The sequence below is a fragment of the Streptomyces sp. NPDC088116 genome (assembly GCF_044741745.1).
In the GTDB taxonomy this organism is placed as follows: Bacteria; Actinomycetota; Actinomycetes; order Streptomycetales; family Streptomycetaceae; genus Streptomyces.
Map to the genome: position 1 here is coordinate 285,014 of NZ_JBIUTF010000007.1, position 16,635 is coordinate 301,648.

Genomic DNA, 16,635 nt, shown 5'->3' on the forward strand with positions numbered 1-16,635 from the left:
CCAGCCCCACGATCGGTAAGGAAGACAACAATGACTGCCAAGACCTGGCTCATCACCGGTGCGTCCGCCGGGCTGGGACGCGCGCTCGTGGTCGCCGCGCTGAACCGAGGAGACCGAGTGGTGGCGACCTCGCGCCGGCCGGAACGCCTCGACGACCTCACACGAGAGCACCGCGGCCGGCTGCTCGCCGTGGCGCTCGACGTCGGTGATCCCGACGACGCCCGCTCGGTGACAGCGGCGGCCACCGAGCGCTTCGGCACCCTGGATGTCGTGGTGAACAACGCCGGCTACGCCACCAGCGCGGGGATCGAGGACATCCCGGATGCCGAGTTCCGGGCACAGCTGGAAACCAATCTGTTCGGCGTGGTCAACGTGACGAAGGCGGTGCTTCCCGTCATGCGGCGGCAGCGTTCCGGGCACATCATCCAGATCTCGTCGATCGGCGGGCGGGTGGGCGGCACCCCTGGCCTGGGCGCCTACCAGACCGCGAAGTTCGCGGTGGAGGGGTTCTCGGAGGTACTCGCCAACGAGGTGGCGCCCTTCGGCATCGAGGTGATCATCGTCGAGCCCGGCGGGCTGCGTACCAACTGGGTGGCCGGCGCGGCCACGAACCCCGTTCCGGTCGGCGAGGACTACGAGCAGACCGTCGGCCAATGGACGCGCAGGTTCACTTCCTACACCGGCAACGAACCCGGTGATCCGACCAGGGCGGCGGAGGTTCTCGCGGAGATCGTCGACGCCGAAGAGCCGCCGCGGCGGCTGCTGCTCGGCTCGGACGCGTTGGGAATCGCGCTGCAGTCAGGTGCCGAGCGCAACACGGAGGCCGAGAAGTGGGCCGCCATCAGCCGGTCCATCGATTTCCCCTCACCCGACAAGGAGTAAGGGAAGCAACGATCAGGCGTGCATACGGCGCAGAGCGTCCATCGCGCGCGCTGTCGAGGACTTGTCGGTCGGCGAGGTGGGCGTGGTCATGGACGGTGCGGCCGGCGTTGAAGCCGAGCAGGACGGGCTTACCGAAGGCACAGTGTCCATTGACCCACGATGGACCAGCGGCCAGGGTCGGTGGGGTCGAACCACCTGGAGCCGACAGGGCGCCAGTCGCAGGGTGCCGTGGTAGATGGTGTGCCGAGTGCCCTCCTCGTGCTGGGTGTCTTCCGGGTCCGGCTCGTTGACCTCGTCCTCCACCGTGGGGATGACGGTCTGGACGAATTCGTCCCGCGCGATGCTTCTGTACGTGGACCTTGTAGATCTCCGGGTCGGACTGCCGCACTAGCTTCCGGGTCCGCACGATTGGCGCGGCACCTGACCTCCAACTGTGCGAAGCCGCTCGCCAGCCGGATAGCTCTCGCGCCGTGCAGTTGTTGTGGTTGCCGGGAGCTGGTCGGCCGAGGGGAACGACGAGTGGGTGTCGGCATTGATGAGGACCTGGTGGTTGGTCGAGTATCTGCAGTTCTTGGACCTCTCGGCGACCGCATGGTCGCGAGTGGGGACCGGTGTGTTCCGTCCACGATCAGGACGGTGCCATTACGGAACCGCTTGTGAGACTGAAGGGTGAGCTGTCTCAGCGTCAGGTTCGTCCGCCGGTACGTGGCGACCAGACGGCCACGGTCCTCCAACGGCAGGCTCCATGGACGGGCCCCGTATGCGGGAACGCGCTTATGAGGATAGGCCTGATCGAACCGGGAAATTGTGTGATTCGCTGTCCGGCCGGAACGCTTTGAAGCGCTTGCCAGCGGGAGTATCTGGTGCGACCTCCCGCAGGTGTTCAGTGCGATGGAATCGCTGCCTCTTAGCGGACGGATCAATGGATCGATTCAGAAGGCGGGCCAGAGATCCAGGAGGATCGACCTCATGCGAGCCGAGGAGGCTAGCCAGCGATGTAGGCGATGGCGTCGTGGCTGTGGATGCTCTCCAGGTTGCGGATGCTCACCGCATGCCGAAGACTCCGATCCCTGCAGGAGGCGCTGACTGTGCGGGCCATGTCCTCAACGAACACCGGGTTGTCGAACGCCTGCATAGTCAGGACACGCTCATCGGTGCGCTTCACCAACGGCACTACTGGCGCCGAAGCAGAGGACGACAGCAACCGCAGGGCGTTCTGAACCGGCAGAGGATACGGCGAGTCACCATGGCCGGTCACGGTGAGTGTGACCTGGCTGCGCTGATTGTGCGCGCCATAGTCAGAGACGGCCTTCGAGCACGGGCAGAGGCTTGTCACCTCCGCAGTGACGGCTGTCTTCACCGTCACGTCGCCGTTGTCCCAATGCCCTTCGATACGCACGTCGTGAACCTGCTTCGATTCACGGTTACTCGCCGGGGCAACCACCGTCGTACTGACGGGCATCGCCATCGCCACCGTGATGGCGGGAACATCCAGAAGATCTGCACCGGTCTTGAGGACGGTCGGCAACTGCCGGGGATCGAATCGCTGCAAGTGTTCGTGCACGAGGGCAACCATGCGGCTCATGTGCGTGCCGCGCCGGTCGTGCTGGAGCCGTACGGTCACCTCGAAGTCGGCGATGCCTTCCTGGCGGAGGTAGCCGTCCTCGAAGCTCACGGGGTAACGGAGACCGTCGATACCGACCTTGTCGATCTCGATCCCGCGCGAGTCGTCCTCGTTCTGGATGTCGTGCATGTTCACTCGCCCCGGTAAGTACAGCCCGACGTGCACGTTTCCCGAACCGTCAGAGCAGAGAGCCCTGACAGGTTGGGCTGGAGCCGCTCCCAGATCCAACGAGCCAGGACCTCGCTGGTCGGGTTCTCCAGGCCCTCGATGTCGTTCAGGTAGTAGTGGTCGAGACGCGCTTCGATCGGCTTGAACGCCCGCTTGAGGTCACCGAAGTCCATGACCCAGCCCGCCTCGGGATCAACGGGTGCTTCGACGTGAACGATCACCTTGTAGGAGTGACCGTGCAGTCGGGAGCACTTGTGGCCCTCCGGTACCTTCGGCAGGCGGTGCGCCGCTTCGAACTTGAACTCGCGAAAGATTTCCATTTACTGAATTCCCAGATACTTGTGCGTCTGGAGAGAGAGGATCCAGCGCGGGTTCTTCATGCAGTAGTCGACCACTGCACGAGTGTTGGCCTCAGTGTCGGGGCCGTCCATCGGTTGGAGACGGAAGAAGCTAAAGTCCAAGTTCTCAAACTGGGCAGGGTCGCCATCCGGTTGCGGGTAGACCAGTTTCAACTCGTCTCCCTTGGTGACCACGAGTTCGGAGCCGATCTTGGGGCTCACGCACAGCCAGTCGATGCCCGACGGCGGCACGCGCGTGCCGTTCGTCTCGACAGCGACCTCGAAGCCCCTGGCATGAAGGGCCTCGATGGCTGCTTCGTCGAGTTGAAGGAGCGGCTCGCCTCCCGTGCACACGACGAAGCGGTGATCGGCAGCTTCGGACGGCCAAGCGTCTTCAACGGCTTTAGCAAGGTCTCCGGGCGTGGCGAACCTGCCTCCGCCCACGCCGTCGGTGCCCACGAAGTCGGTGTCGCAGAACTGGCAGATGGCGCGCTGGCGGTCCCTCTCAAGCCCCGTCCACAGGTTGCAGCGTGAGAAGCGGCAGAAGACCGCCGGGCGGCCTGCATGGCTGCCCTCGCCTTGGAGCGTGTAGAAGATCTCCTTGACCAGATAGGTCATTCTCACGCGCCCTGGTACTGCACGGGATCGGTGGAACCTGCCTCGGCGAAGCCCTTCAGACGCAGCAGGCACGTCTCGCAGTGACCGCAGGCACGCCCCTGCTCGTCAGGGTCGTAGCAGCTGGAGGTGATGGAGTAGTCCACACCCAGGCGCAGACCCTCGCGCACGATGTCCGCCTTCGACATCTCCATGAGCGGGGAATGGATCTTGAGCTTCTGCATTCCCTCGACACCGGCGCGGGTTGCCAGGTTGGCCATCTTCGCGTACGCCTCGATGTACTCGGGACGGCAGTCCGGGTAACCGCTGTAGTCGACGGCAGTTACACCGGTGAAGATGTCACTCGCGTTGACAGTTTCGGCGTACGCCAGAGCGAACGAGAGGAAGATCGTGTTACGCGCAGGCACGTAGGTGATCGGCACGCCGCCCTCCTCGGTGTCGTCCAGGGAGTCGTGCTTGGGCACGTCAATGTCAGAGGTCAGTGCAGAGCCACCGAAAACGCGCAGGTCAATGTCAGCAATGACATGCCGGGCAGCCCCCTGGGCCTCGACCACGCGCTTCGCGGCCTCAAGCTCCACGCTGTGGCGCTGCCCGTACCGGAAGCTGAGGGCGTACGGCGTGTAGCCCTGATCCTTCGCGATGGCCAGAACTGTGGTCGAGTCCAGGCCGCCGCTCAGCAAAACGATCGCCGGACGTTCCATGCCTTGCTCCCTAGTTAGCCCTTTGTGTACGCGTGCAGCCTAGCGTGATAAGTGGCAGGTAAAGTAACCGCAGTCAAGTACTAGTTATCGCTGTCAGGAGTCGATCTGCGTGAGGCAACTATCGCTGGTGGTTACGTGCACTGACCGCAAGGTCGATAGGCCGGACGCAGATCTGTGTGCCAGGAATCTACCTAAGGGCAGCGTGAAGGAACGCTCCAGTAACTGGCAGCAGCGCATCCACACCGCAACCGCGCGCGGCGGCTCCTCCCTGCCTGCGCTCACGGATCTCTACCGCGGTGATCACTGGACTCGGTCCCGTCGGCTGACGGCGGCGGCCTCGGACGCGGGCTACAAGACTCAACTATGGGTGGCGTCGGCCGGGTTGGGCCTGCAGCCGGTGGAGCCGGAGACGGAAACTGCACCTGCCTATGCGGCAACGTTCAGCAGGCAGCATGCGGACTCCGTCGCGACTTCTGCAGTGGAGAACGCCCAGTGGTGGAGTCACCTTCAAGCGGGAACCGGCCGAGCCACGCTTCAGGAACTCGGCCAGCGGGGGTCGGTACTCATGGCTCTGTCCGAGGTCTACGCGAGTGCCATGGAGGAGGAACTCCTGGCCCTTGGGGCTCTCGAGGGTGAGGCGCTGCTCATCGGCGGTTTGCGTGAAGTCCCTGGAGTCCACCGAGTCCGGTCCGATGCTGGGCTGCGTCACGCTCTGGGGGGCACGTTGACGAGCCTGAATGTGCGCATGGCTGCGTCGTGGCTCGAGCACTCGAGAGTGGGCTCGCTCACCTCGCCGGCCACTCAGAAAGCATGGAATGAGTGGGCGGCAGCCACTATGAAGCCGGAGCAGTACAACCGTGAGCCCATGTCGGATGAGGACGTGATCGTCTTCATCAGGCGTGAGGCAGCGAAGGCGCCGGGGATCTCCCGCACGCGGCTGCTGCGGGCCTTGCGTGACGGCGGCAAAGCATGCGAGCAGAGCAGGTTCGCCAATCTGTACAAGAGGACCATGGGGGAGCGGTGACAGAAGACGTCATCAAACGCAGAGCGCTGCGGATCGAGCAGAATCCGGGCATCCCACTGTATGTGTTTGCGCTCGAAGCAGGAGAGATCGACCGCGTGGCTGATGTGGCACGGATCTCTCGGGACGAGGCGGGCAGACTGTTCGGATACCAGCGGCCGGAAAAGAAGCAGCACGTCAAGCAGATCCTGGAGTACCTCGACGGCGAAAATGTGCTCTTCCCCAACGGCTTGATCCTTGCCCTGCCCTCCTCGGTGCGGTTCAGGGGGAGCCGCGGGCCGAACAGCACAGATGGCCTCTCAACGATCGGGACGCTGGAGATTCCCCTGCCGGAGTCACCAACTGCGGCCAGGCCCGCCTTCATCGTGGACGGGCAGCAGCGGAGTCTCGCACTCGCGCGTACCCGAAGGTCCAAGCTGCCTGTCACGGTGGCCGGCTTTGTGGCCGAGGACATCGAAGTGCAGCGTGACCAGTTCCTGCGCGTCAATACTGTTTCGCCCCTGCCCGGCAATCTGGTGACCGAACTGCTCCCAGAGGTGCACACCAAACTTCCGACGAAGCTCTCCGCGAAGAAGTTGCCTTCCGTCTTGGTGAACGCTCTGAATCAGGACGCCGATTCGCCCTTCAAGGGATTGATCAAGCAAGCCTCAACCACCTCGGACAAGCGATCCAATGCCGTGGTGAAGGACAACAGTCTGATCTCGGCTATCGAGGAATCTCTGAAGCCGTCGGGCGCCCTGTTCCCGTACAAGAACCTCTCAAACGGGACGATCGACACCATCACGATTCGCAGCATTCTCGTCACCTACTGGAGTGCGGTGCGGGACACTTTCCCCGACGCCTGGGGCGTGTCGCCGACCAAGAGTCGCCTCATGCACGGCGTTGGCATCCGGTCGATGGGGCGCCTGATGGATCGAGTCATGGACCGGGTGTTGGCTGTCGCGGAACCAGGTTCACAGGAGGCCTACGAGAGGGCCAAGGCCGAACTGGAGTTTATCGCCCCGTACTGTCGATGGACCAAGGGGCGCTGGCCTGAACTCAACACCCCGTGGGATGAGCTCCAGAACACGCCGCGGCATATCAGCACCCTTTCGAACCTTTTGATTCGTATCTACTTCCAGTCGAGGAATAGCGCGTCGTGAAGTTCTATTTTCCGGACAGTCAGGATCAAGTCAGCCCGAGCTACGACTTCCTTAATGACGAATACTCCGATTTTCGCATCCGGCAGCGAGATGACCGCTATGCGCACCAGGTAGTCACCCCTGCCCCCTATAAGGGAATACTGGTTAGTAAGGCTATCGTTGATGGCTCCGTCAGGGGTGCTGGCAAGTACAATGCCCCTCAGAGGCAGCGGCTTTACCGCCTCGGCGTCCGAAACTTCTTCAGACTGCCCGAGGGGATGGACAGTCTTGGGGATTGTGGCGCGTTCAACTATATTGACGAAAAGATTCCTCCGTATTCAATTGAAGAGGTTCTCGATTTTTATGAAGGGTGTCAGTTCGACGAGGGCGTCAGCATCGACCATGTGATCTTCGGCTACAAGCCGGCGGCCACCGATTCCGAGGTTGATCCAGCATGGGCCGAGCGTCGCCGCATCTCGCTCAAGCTCGCCGAGGACTTCCTTGTCGGCATCGAGGCCCGCAAGAGTAACGTCATTCCCTTCGGGGCGGCTCAGGGTTGGAGCCCGGCCAGTTACGCCGACAGCGTGGCCCAACTCCAGAGGATGGGGTACAAGCGCATCGCGCTCGGCGGCATGGTCCCCCTCAAGACGCACGAGATCATGGCGTGCCTAGACAAGATCGAAGAAGTCCGCGACAAGGAAAACACCAAGCTGCATCTGCTGGGGATCACACGCATCGGCAGCATGGAGGAGTTCTCCAAGCGCGGAGTGGCCAGCTTCGACAGCACGTCCGCGTTCCGGCAAGCCTTCATGGACGAGCGCAACAACTTCCACACCGCTGAGCGCACTTACCCGGCGGTTCGGGTACCCCAGGTAGACGGGAACCCCACGCTCAAGAGGCAGATCCTGGCGGGGGTGATCTCTCAGGCGGCCGCTATCAAGGCCGAACGGGAATGCCTCCAGGCTCTTCGTGAATACGGCGAAAAGCGGCTAGAGCTGCGCGAGGCCATGGAAGCATTGGAGACCTACTTGCGTCTCGTCGATGAGAAGAAGTGGGACAAGTACCACAAGGACTACGAGAAAACCCTGGCCGACCGGCCTTGGAAGCACTGCTCCTGCCTCCTCTGCAAGGACCTTGGCGTCGAGATCGTGATCTTCCGCGGCACGGAACGAAACAAGCGCCGGGGGTTCCACAATATGACTGTCCTTCAAGCGAAGATGAGTCAACTCAACTTCACATGAAAACCTGAACCGCAGAGTTTTTACGAACTGCCCAGCTAGGAGATGAAGTGGCCGACCGATACACGTTGCGACTCCCTGCCCTTCGAGTAAGTCAAGGCGACAAACAAATCTATTGCTTCGCGGTCGATGGCAAGAAGTTGCACGACTTCACTGCCGTCTCGCGAATTCGCCGCGATGACGAGAAGCAGTTGCAGGGGTACCAGCGACCGGAGGCCCTCAGTCATATCCGGGCAATCCGCCGCTACCTGGAGTCCGAAGGGGCGATGCTGCCAAACGCCTTGGTCCTTGCCTTCGATGAGCGGGTGGAGTTCGTTCCGGGCAGCCCTTCCAAGGGCATCGACTATGCAGTCCCCGGCGAGTTGATCATCCCCGTCGACGAGTCACTCGACGAGCACGAGAAGCCGGCCTGGCTCGTGGATGGACAGCAGCGTAGTGCGGCCATCAGGGACGCTGACCTTGCAGAGTTCCCCGTCGCGGCTGTGGGCTTCATCGCGTCTCAGCAAGAGCAGCGGTCGCAGTTCATCTTGGTCAACTCGACCAAACCACTCCCCAAGGGTCTCGTGTACGAACTCTTGCCTGATACCACCGGCCAGTTGCCGCGCTCGTACGCGCGCCGTCAACTCGCTGCGAAGATCATGGTCCTTCTGAATATGGGGGACGGTCCCTTCTGCGGCAGGATCAGCAGCCCCACATCGCCTACCGGCAACATCAAGGACAACAGCGTTTTGAGGATGCTGGAGCACAGCATCTACGAAGGCGCCTTGTACCAGTACCGGAACGCTGAGGACGGTACCGGGGACGAGGAGGCAATGCTGGCGCATATCCTGGCCTTCTGGACGCCAGTGGCGAGTATGTTCGAGGACGCGTGGGGCAAGTCGCCCAAGGAATCGAGGTTGACCCATGGTGTGGGCATCCAGGCCATGGGCTTCGTCATGGACCGACTCACAGCGGACATCCCCTTCGACAAGGTCGACTGGGACAAGGTCCGCATCACCTTGCGAGGGCTGGAAGACCACGTTGCCTGGACCTCGGGCAAGTGGAAGTTCTCGGATGGCCAGGAACGTAGCTGGAACGGTCTCCAGAACACGGCCAACGACGTGCGGCTGCTCAGCACCCACCTGCAGGCCCTAGTCAGCAAGTAGTCAAACTCTGCGGCATCATCTGGTGGTCTCCTCGATTAGCTCGGGGAGACCACCAGCGCGTCAGGGGCCCACGGCGATCGTGCGCCGTAGACCTCGCTCTGCTGCGCGCAGGAGAGACGCCGAGCCGCTGCCATTCGCGTACTCGATTGGCACGTCATTGCCAGTGTGCTGAGTGATGAAACCGGTGGCGGCGTGCTTGGCGCAACGCGTCGCTAGAACGACCACGTCCGACCTGCGCGCCTTCTCTCGCAACTGCGGCGTGCCAACGTGGTCATAGGCAGTCGAGACCTTCACCGCAGGAGCGATCTTCTGCAACTCCTCCCGGCACCTGGTGAGCACCGCCTCGTCCAGGGAGTACAGGAGCAGCGTCGAGGGTGGCATCGACGCCAGGGGGTCATCCTGGACACCCTCCTCTGCGGGAACGGCCCAATCGAGACCGTCCAGGCCAAGTTCACGAGTGAGCCGGTGTGCGAAGGCCAGATCAGCTTCCGCAAGGCGGTGCCGGTGAATGGACAACGGTGCGAGGAGATCGACACACAATCTCTCACGGGCGTCTACGTCAGGACACGCAGCAAGAAATAGGCGGTCAACGAAGTCCAAGGCGGCTGAGGCTCGTTCGGGAGCGATCCACCGACTGCATTCCGAGCTAACGTCCTTGAGGATCTCTCCGTAGGTGTCGGCGGCGGGCGAGGCCCGAAGAGCGATGTCCATCAGAGCTTGCAGCACAGCCAGGTCACCCGGGCCGTAGCGGCCGAAGGCCACGGCGTTGCGGATGAAGGCATGCGCGCTCTTCGGCGCCGGCTCGTCGTAGCCCACGGCATCGAGGAACGATCCGACAGCACGCCACAGTTCACCTGCCTGGCCATCGCTCAATCCGTCCAAGAACTCCGCCAGAACGTCATCGTTCTGTGCCGGGGAGGGCCACAACGCCCAAACTTCGTCTTCGACGGCCTGTTTGCCAGCGGGGCTTCCATCAGCAAGCGCAGAGAACAACTTTGGCCAAGACTCGACGGGCACGCTTGCACCAGCGCCAGGGGATGCCTCCGAGGATGCTTCGTCCACCGCATCAGGCACCGGCTTAGCCGCTAGACGCTCAGCCTCGCTCAGAACGAGTGCCGCGACCTGGGTCGCCTGATCCAGTTCCTCAATGGCCGCCAATGCCCGACGAGCAACTGTCACATCATCGAGAATTACGGCAGCAAGCAAGATAACGGTCATCGCCTGAGGACCATACGACCGAGGGTCGCCGACAAGCAGTTCAGGGACCACCCTGCCGTGGGCGATGAGGCCTTCTTTAGCCGCATCGAGGTCTCGCGTAGCGAGAGGTTTCTCGAGGGCCACTGTGTAAACAGCGTTGAGAATGGCGGCCTTCACCGCAGCGGGTGGATCCTGGTGCACGATGTCCGGCAGGTTCGGAAAAGCGAGAACCTTGTTACTCACGCCGAGGCGATCCAGGCGCTTGAGTCTGAGGTGCGCCAGGTTCGTGGCGGTGAGTCCACCCGCCGCCGCCAACTGCTCCAGTAGATCTTGGGAAGCTGCTTCACCGCCCGCCGCGAGAGCAGCATCGAACTCCGCGATGAGCCGACCGATGGGCTTGACTGCACGCCACAGACGGGGCGGTCGGCTTGTATAGGTCTTCTGCATCAAGAGCAACGCGTCGGTGAGGCTCTGTCGGTAACGCGAGGGCTGCGCGGTTGTCAGCCTGAAGGTCACGCGCTCGCCGGCGAAGTCCAAGATTGCGCGTTCTACTGGGTCATTCGGATTGAGCCGGGCTGGGCGCAGGCCGCCACGCTCCATGTCGCAGTAGATATACGTCGGCCCTGCGAAGGCTTCGATCAACTCAGCTGTCTTCGTCACGTCAGCCCGGTCGCGTGCGATGGCGTACATGGCGAATTGTTGGCTGTCGGCATCCCACCGCGGCAGGACGATAGGCGCATCGCCGCCGCTCAGCAGAACCTTGACGAAGGGCTCGGTGCGCTCCTTGTGAGCGTAGCCCGGGCGCATGTCGGGCCAAGCGTCGTTGCCCGCTCCAAAGAATGCTCTGAGGAAGGTCTGGATACGTTCCGGCGTCCAGTGTTTGGCCTGAGTCACGCGGCATCTCCCCACCGCTCGGCCAGGTCCAGGCGTGCCTGGGCAGCGGCGTCACTACCTGCCGTGTAGGTCACTCTCTCGTCGTTCTTCGCCATGCCGCGAATAGTGAAGTTCATCGAGCCGCTGAGCATCCAGTCGTTGCCGCACAAGGTCTTCTCGTGGATGTTCGGATCCTGCACCGAGTGGATACGCTCCGGTGCTGCTGCCTTCATGAGACGACGCAGGAAGTCGTCGTTGTGCGCGTCGGGGCGTGTAACGACGTGGATCTTCGCACCACCGTGAGCGATGCGGGCGATGGCATCGGATATGCGACAGCTTTGGGGTGGAACATCGCCGAACAGCGCATCGTACGCACCGTGCCTGTTGTCGAGGATCTGGACATCGGTGATCCAGGGTGACACCAGCCACAAGTGATCGCTGGGCGCAATGAACTCCGCGATCAGCGCCGAAGTCAGCATGGTGTTGACGCGCATCGTCGTGTGTAGCCCAGTACGGATTGTGCGCTCCTGGGACCTCACTGGGCTGCCTCCCGCAGCTCGACACGGACCCGGAGTTCGTTCTGCTGACGGAGAACTCCGCAAACCTCTCCGTAGACGCGCAGAACGTCCCGGTCAATGTGGGTGACAGGAATCTGCTTCAAGGCTTGTGCCATTGAATCCTCCTTGCCGGCGGGACAAAAGAGATCGACGGCGGAGGTCGCTGAGAGGTGCTTGCAGTACGACTCAACCCAGGCAGCCTGCGTCACATCGACTTCGGGCAGCCGGTCGTCGTGAGCTGCCTGAACCAGAAGCCGTTCCAGTACAGGTGCTTCGGCGTACGGCTGGTAATGCTTCAGGTCCTGGGTACGAGCCTGGTGACCCCGAGGCCACAGGAGGCTGAAGACCTGGTCGGCGCTGAGCGAACGGATTCCGGGCAGTTCGAGTTGCTTCGATCCCACGGCGTAGGCCACGACGCGTGCGTCGACTTCAATTCCCAGACGCTCTTCGAGCGCAGTCCAGGCTCTTACAAGAGCGAGAGCCGCGGCGTCGATGTCGGGCCCGGAGCCCGGGCGCAGCAAGCGTGTGGACAACGCCGCGACTGCCGCATGCCGAGGTGGACCGTCCAATCGAGCCCATGCCTCCCGTAGATCGCCGAGTGCGTCTTGGGCATGCTGCGCTGGCGCGTTAGCGCGAAGCGTCGCCATGGCGCGTGCAGCGGCACCCCCCGGTTCCTCCGTGACGTGCTCGAGGAGACGCGTCAAAGTGGCATCCACATACTCAAATTCGCTGGGTGCGAGGCTGCTCGTCACAAGTCCCCAGAACTTTCGGGGATCCGCCGAGTAGTAGTCGATCAACTGCTCGATCACGCCGAGGCCTCCGACGGAGGTCTCGCTGAGCCAGATGGTCGTCAGTCCATCCGCTTTGTCGGCGGGTAGGACATCGATGATGAGGTCGCCGTCTTGCGCGTTCGGGCATGCGCGCTGGGCGGCAGTACGGATCCCGGCGGCCATGGTGTCTCGGTAGGCACGCTGCGCCAAGTCAGCCGTGTCTGCGGACACGTCCTCGATAACGAGGAGCCCGGCTGCTCGGTTGAGGGCCTCGACGACGGTGCCCTGGGTGACCAGTGTTGTCAGTTCAGAAACGAGGCGGTCGTTTTCCAGGTGCTCCTCGGACAAGTCGGCATCCCGATAGAGCACCTGGAAGATCCTTGCCAGATCTCTGCTCCATCCCCCATTCGAGAGGAGCGTGCGGATCTCCGCGTTCGTGCGCTCGGCAGCCAGACCAGCCAGCGCGAATGCCGTCAGGTAGATCTGAGCGAGTCGCTCGCGCTGGAAGATGTTCGAAATATAGGCCAGTGTCGAATCTTCTTGGACTGCGTGTGAGAACGCGAGAGCACGCCATTGTGGCGAGTTCAGGTACCGGTTGACCGCCGGGTCCGCAACATTCAAGGGGCGCACCTTGAAACAGGCTGCGTCGACACCGAGGCGGAATCCGAGGGCAGCGGGCTTTCCGCGGAATTCGTAGCGGACGGACTGCTTTTCGCTGTCATGGCGTTCACGGCGGACCGTGCATTCGGCGCCGATCGTCATGCGTCGCACCTCGACAGGGTTGCCAGCCGCGTGTGTCGCGAAGCTGACGGCGTCGATTCGCCTCTGCCATGGGGACGGTTTTGGCACCATCCCTTCGTCGAAGCGGATATCGTCAGGGGCAACAACCTGTGTGCCCCACACCGGGACGCCCTGCGACTGGTCAATGATGTCGCCGTCTGGCTCGACCAGCCCTATCCGCTTCGGTCTGACGACCTCGAATTCGGTCCCGCCGTGCTCGTGAGGCCGCCAAGGGCCCTCGGGCATGCCATCCCTGACGAACTGCGTGAGAGTCAGGACGCCGCTGCCTTCGGCAGGTAGAGGAAGCCACGTGCGATGGTCATCGTTCAAGTACCCGAAGCGTCGACTGACTCGGCCAGGTACCGCCTCCGTGAGGGCTCTCCCGATCGGCGTCGGCTCGACGGCTCCGTCTCCGTCGTCAAATGGGAGCTCCAGATCAACCTCTGGAAGATTCAAGGGCTCAAAGAGAGCTCGAGTGATGTACTCGGGGAGCACGGCGTCGTTCACGGCGCCGGCGTCAGCCACCAGCGGCTTCCAACCGGAGTTGAGCCGTCGTAGTGCGGTGGGTGCCACGGCTAGGAGCAGAGATCGCGGCTGTTCCCACAACACGGCCTGTACTTCGTCGGCAGAGATTTGCAGGGCCCTGGTGAGGTGCTTTGCGAACTGGTCCTGGACACGGTCGTCGTTCAGCAACTCATCCAGTACCTGGATGAGCGCCTTGTGCTCGCGTTCAAAGCGGGGGTCCACAGCTCCCGACTTCGGCGCTTTCAGGAGCTTGCGTGGGTCTGCATAGCGGAAGCCCTTGCTGCGCAAGCGGCGCCCTGCCCAATCAAGAAGGGCCTGGGCCCCTTGGATCTTGAGGACATAGCGATTCCGTAGAGGCAGCTTGATCGCCTCAACCTCTGGTGCGAAGAGCGTCTCGTAGCCCTGGTAAGCAAGACGATCACGACCGTAGTCAGAGAGAGTCACGACGGTCATCGGCCGCGTACCCCGGGCACGACCAGCACGCCCGCGACGCTGGATGAAGGAGGCAGCATTGCGAGGTGCCTTGTGCTGAAGCACGAAGCCAACACGGGGGTCGTTGAAGCCCACCTCCAGGGAGGCGGTGGCGACAGTCAGCCTGGCGTTGTGGTTAACACCAGCATCCTGCGAAGAAGTGCGACCAATGACCAAGTGGTGCATGCGCAGATCACGAGCGAGTTCGTTGCCGATCTTCTCGACAAGATCCCACGACTGGCCGTCGTAGTACCGGGCCTCGGGCTCAGGCCGTGCGCGTGAGCGCAGTCCGGCAAGCACGTCGCCATTTCGGCTCCTGACACCGCGGTGGTCTTGGTCGCCTTCCGCGTCGCGTAGGTACTTGTAGAAGCGATTGGTGACGTCAAGGTCGTCGGTGAACAGGAATCCGGTGGATCCGTACAGAAAGCTCTCGTCACTTGGGTCGAGCACTCGGCCGAAGAGCATCGCTGTCTGGATAGATGTCGACAGCAGGCTGGCCCCTGCCACGGGATCGCCGCGCAGGGCCAGCGCGTACTCGCGGCCCTCCTCCACCATGCTGTCCTCGGACGGAGCGATGGGGTCGATGTCGCTGTCACGTAGACCGACTAGTTGTGCGAAGAACTCCTTGGCGTCGCGAAGCGTGGCACTCAGGCCAACGAATGTGACCGGTTTGCGGGCTGCCTCGCGCCACCTTCGAAGGAGGTAGGCGACTTGGGCGCCATGCACGCCGGAATAGGTGTGGACCTCGTCGAGGAGCATCAGCGAAGGAACCTGCCCGCCGCGCCAACCCAGAAGGCCGTCGAGGTTGCCGTCCGCACTGCAGTTGTTCAGCATCTCGGTCGTCGTGAACAACAGATCGGGTGGGCTGCTCCGCAGGGAACTACGCGTAAGGGCAAGGCGCCCTTTGGGTACCTCATACCGGCAGCGCCAGCACACGAGGCGCTCGATATCGGCCGCGCGGTCCGCATCGGACCACACCAACTCCCCGTTCTGGCATTCGTCGTTGGGGCAAGGAAGGAAGGGACAGATGAATCCGTCTTGGAACCGTTTCCAACGCCCCGAACCCCTGCCTTCGGTCAGCCGCCAATCGGTGGACTTGGTTGGGGTTCCTCCATAGAGCGCGCCGATGCGCAGAAAGCGCCTGCCCTGTTGCGCGAGTGCCTGTTCAACCTTGCTGGCCTCCGTGAGGGCATCCTTGAGTTGGTCGCGCAACAACTCGGTACGCGGGTACAGGGCCAGAGTGTGGACTTTGCCCGGAGCTTGCGCAGCGATTGCCGCGAAGGCGGGCAGGTAGAACGAGAGTGTCTTGCCACTACCCGTGCCGGCCCCGACAATGATTCCGTTGGACTTGTTCTGGTGGGCCAGCCATTCAAAGACAGTTTGGGTCGTTTCCAACTGGAAAGGCGCCAGAGTCTTTCCACCCAAGTAGGCCTTTGCGACGCGGTCCTGGAGGTTTCCCCAGCTAGGCGAAGTGCCCAACTGCTCGAGCGCCGATGAGGCAGAGATGTCACGCTTGGGGTAGCGCCGATGCCGCGTGTGAAGCCGGTAGTCGGCCACAAGGCGACTTCCTTGACGCCACCATCCATTCGGTGTCTCGTCTGCCCAGTCGCCCCTAGGCCGGAAAAGCTGGCGAAGTCCGGCCGTGAGGCGGAGTGACTCGGCGAATCGCGTGCGATAGCGCGCTGGCCCGTCATTCGGCCAGGGCACCTTCCAGATCAGAGCGAGGCTGCGCATTTCCTGGAGTACGTAATGAGGTGAGACGTTCTCCGGGGTTTTCGGATGGTCTCTGAGAACAGACTCGATACATTCGACCACGTCGCCTTCAGAGAGGGCACCCTCCGTCACGCCCCATGAGAGCAGTGGTAGTTCGAGGTCTTCCAAGCGGTTGAGGAGTTCGTTGGTGAAATCCTGGTCCATGATGCGCTCGTTCACGAGCCCTTCCTCTTCAGGCTGATGTGGGCATCCATCCCGTATTCACGGATGAGCGCGATCTCTTCGTCGGTGACGTCGTGGAGCGTGAGACCGGACTGCTCGCGCAGTCGATCCAGCAGAAGGGATAGTGCCTGCGGCGGGTCTTGAGCGTCCTTAAGTAGTTCAGCCAAGCCCGCATGCGTGATGGCGAAGTTAGTGATGGAGTCCTGGGACGCTTTTCCCTTTGCCACACGTTCAAGCTCGGCATGGCGGGCGGATGCCTGCTTCTCGGCCCGTGGATCGAGAAGCATCGAGATCCGCGCTACGGGCAACTCCTTGAGTAGCTGTCCCGTCCACACGGACCAAGCGGCTTGATTCGCTTCACCAAGACGATTAGCAACTGACTGTGCTTTCTTCTTCGCCGTGTTGAACACCTGATTGGAGGGCAAGCCACTGGGCCCCAAGCTGCGCTCAAAGCCCGCTCTCCCGTCATCGATGCTCCACATGTCGATGTCGAGGCCCGCGCCACGGGCCTGCAGAGCTTGAGTGACGGCCAACTGGAAGCGTAGTTGGTTGAGCTGGGACCGAAGCTCCATCAACCGAGTTGAAACCCGGGTGGCCTGACGCTGCGACTCTTCGCCATCCGCGATGCGGGAGGCATGATCTTCTAGCAGCTTTGCCTTCTCGTACACGGACAT

13 protein-coding genes and 1 pseudogene are annotated in these 16,635 nt (G+C 62.4%); 5 read left to right on the plus strand and 9 right to left on the minus strand.

Annotation, left to right across the window (positions count from 1 at the left end):
* The first annotated feature begins 30 nt into the window (after positions 1-30).
* Complete coding sequence (locus ACIOJD_RS27480) at positions 31-882, plus strand: oxidoreductase (RefSeq protein ID WP_401918387.1); 852 nt, start codon at positions 31-33, stop codon at positions 880-882.
* Between the two features lie 439 nt (positions 883-1,321).
* Here ACIOJD_RS27480 and ACIOJD_RS27485 read toward each other — a convergent pair.
* The 5 genes and pseudogenes from ACIOJD_RS27485 to queC all read right to left on the minus strand — a co-directional run.
* Positions 1,322-1,634: pseudogene (locus ACIOJD_RS27485) on the minus strand (IS5/IS1182 family transposase); the annotation flags it as partial.
* 233 nt (positions 1,635-1,867) lie between these two features.
* Positions 1,868-2,635 carry a GTP cyclohydrolase I FolE2 gene (locus tag ACIOJD_RS27490; RefSeq protein ID WP_401918389.1) on the minus strand — a complete coding sequence of 256 codons (768 nt, stop codon included), beginning with the start codon at positions 2,633-2,635 and terminating at the stop codon, positions 1,868-1,870.
* Positions 2,636-2,637: 2 nt separating this feature from the next.
* Positions 2,638-2,994, minus strand: a complete 357-nt coding sequence (gene queD / locus ACIOJD_RS27495) for a 6-carboxytetrahydropterin synthase QueD (RefSeq protein WP_401918391.1) — start codon at positions 2,992-2,994, stop codon at positions 2,638-2,640.
* Complete coding sequence (queE, locus tag ACIOJD_RS27500) at positions 2,995-3,630, minus strand: 7-carboxy-7-deazaguanine synthase (RefSeq protein ID WP_401918393.1); 636 nt, start codon at positions 3,628-3,630, stop codon at positions 2,995-2,997.
* Positions 3,631-3,632: 2 nt separating this feature from the next.
* Positions 3,633-4,328, minus strand: coding sequence for a 7-cyano-7-deazaguanine synthase QueC (gene queC / locus ACIOJD_RS27505; RefSeq protein ID WP_401918395.1), 696 nt, complete (start codon positions 4,326-4,328; stop codon positions 3,633-3,635).
* Between the two features lie 202 nt (positions 4,329-4,530).
* Between queC and ACIOJD_RS27510 the strand changes: the two genes are divergently transcribed.
* From ACIOJD_RS27510 to dbpB (ACIOJD_RS27525), 4 genes are read left to right on the plus strand one after another with little or no spacing between them, the layout of a single operon-like run.
* A complete protein-coding gene (locus ACIOJD_RS27510; protein ID WP_401918397.1) occupies positions 4,531-5,352 on the plus strand; it encodes a hypothetical protein in 822 nt (273 codons plus the stop codon).
* On the plus strand, positions 5,349-6,491 hold the full coding sequence (gene dbpB / locus ACIOJD_RS27515; protein ID WP_401918399.1) for a DGQHR domain-containing protein DpdB: 1,143 nt from the start codon (positions 5,349-5,351) through the stop codon (positions 6,489-6,491). The genes ACIOJD_RS27510 and dbpB (ACIOJD_RS27515) overlap by 4 nt, the downstream gene beginning before the upstream one ends.
* Positions 6,488-7,711, plus strand: a complete 1,224-nt coding sequence (dpdA, locus tag ACIOJD_RS27520) for a tRNA-guanine transglycosylase DpdA (RefSeq protein ID WP_401918401.1) — start codon at positions 6,488-6,490, stop codon at positions 7,709-7,711. Before dbpB (ACIOJD_RS27515) ends, dpdA begins: the two co-directional genes overlap by 4 nt.
* A gap of 47 nt (positions 7,712-7,758) precedes the next feature.
* A complete protein-coding gene (gene dbpB / locus ACIOJD_RS27525; RefSeq protein ID WP_401918403.1) occupies positions 7,759-8,853 on the plus strand; it encodes a DGQHR domain-containing protein DpdB in 1,095 nt (364 codons plus the stop codon).
* A 60-nt stretch (positions 8,854-8,913) separates the two neighbouring features.
* Here dbpB (ACIOJD_RS27525) and dpdD read toward each other — a convergent pair whose 3' ends face one another.
* Genes dpdD through ACIOJD_RS27545 form a run of 4 tightly spaced genes read right to left on the minus strand, consistent with a single transcriptional unit; the run spans position 8,914 to position 16,635 of the window.
* The gene (gene dpdD, locus ACIOJD_RS27530; RefSeq protein ID WP_401918405.1) at positions 8,914-10,944 is read right to left on the minus strand and encodes a protein DpdD; all 2,031 of its coding nucleotides are present in this window, start codon (positions 10,942-10,944) and stop codon (positions 8,914-8,916) included.
* On the minus strand, positions 10,941-11,462 hold the full coding sequence (gene dpdK, locus ACIOJD_RS27535) for a phospholipase D-like domain-containing protein DpdK (protein WP_401918407.1): 522 nt from the start codon (positions 11,460-11,462) through the stop codon (positions 10,941-10,943). Before dpdK ends, dpdD begins: the two co-directional genes overlap by 4 nt.
* Entirely contained in the window at positions 11,459-15,958 is a 4,500-nt protein-coding gene (gene dpdJ / locus ACIOJD_RS27540) for a protein DpdJ (RefSeq protein WP_401918409.1), read from the minus strand. The genes dpdK and dpdJ overlap by 4 nt, the downstream gene beginning before the upstream one ends.
* Positions 15,955-16,635: a hypothetical protein gene (locus ACIOJD_RS27545; RefSeq protein ID WP_401918411.1), complete on the minus strand. Its 681-nt coding sequence runs from the start codon at positions 16,633-16,635 to the stop codon at positions 15,955-15,957. Before ACIOJD_RS27545 ends, dpdJ begins: the two co-directional genes overlap by 4 nt.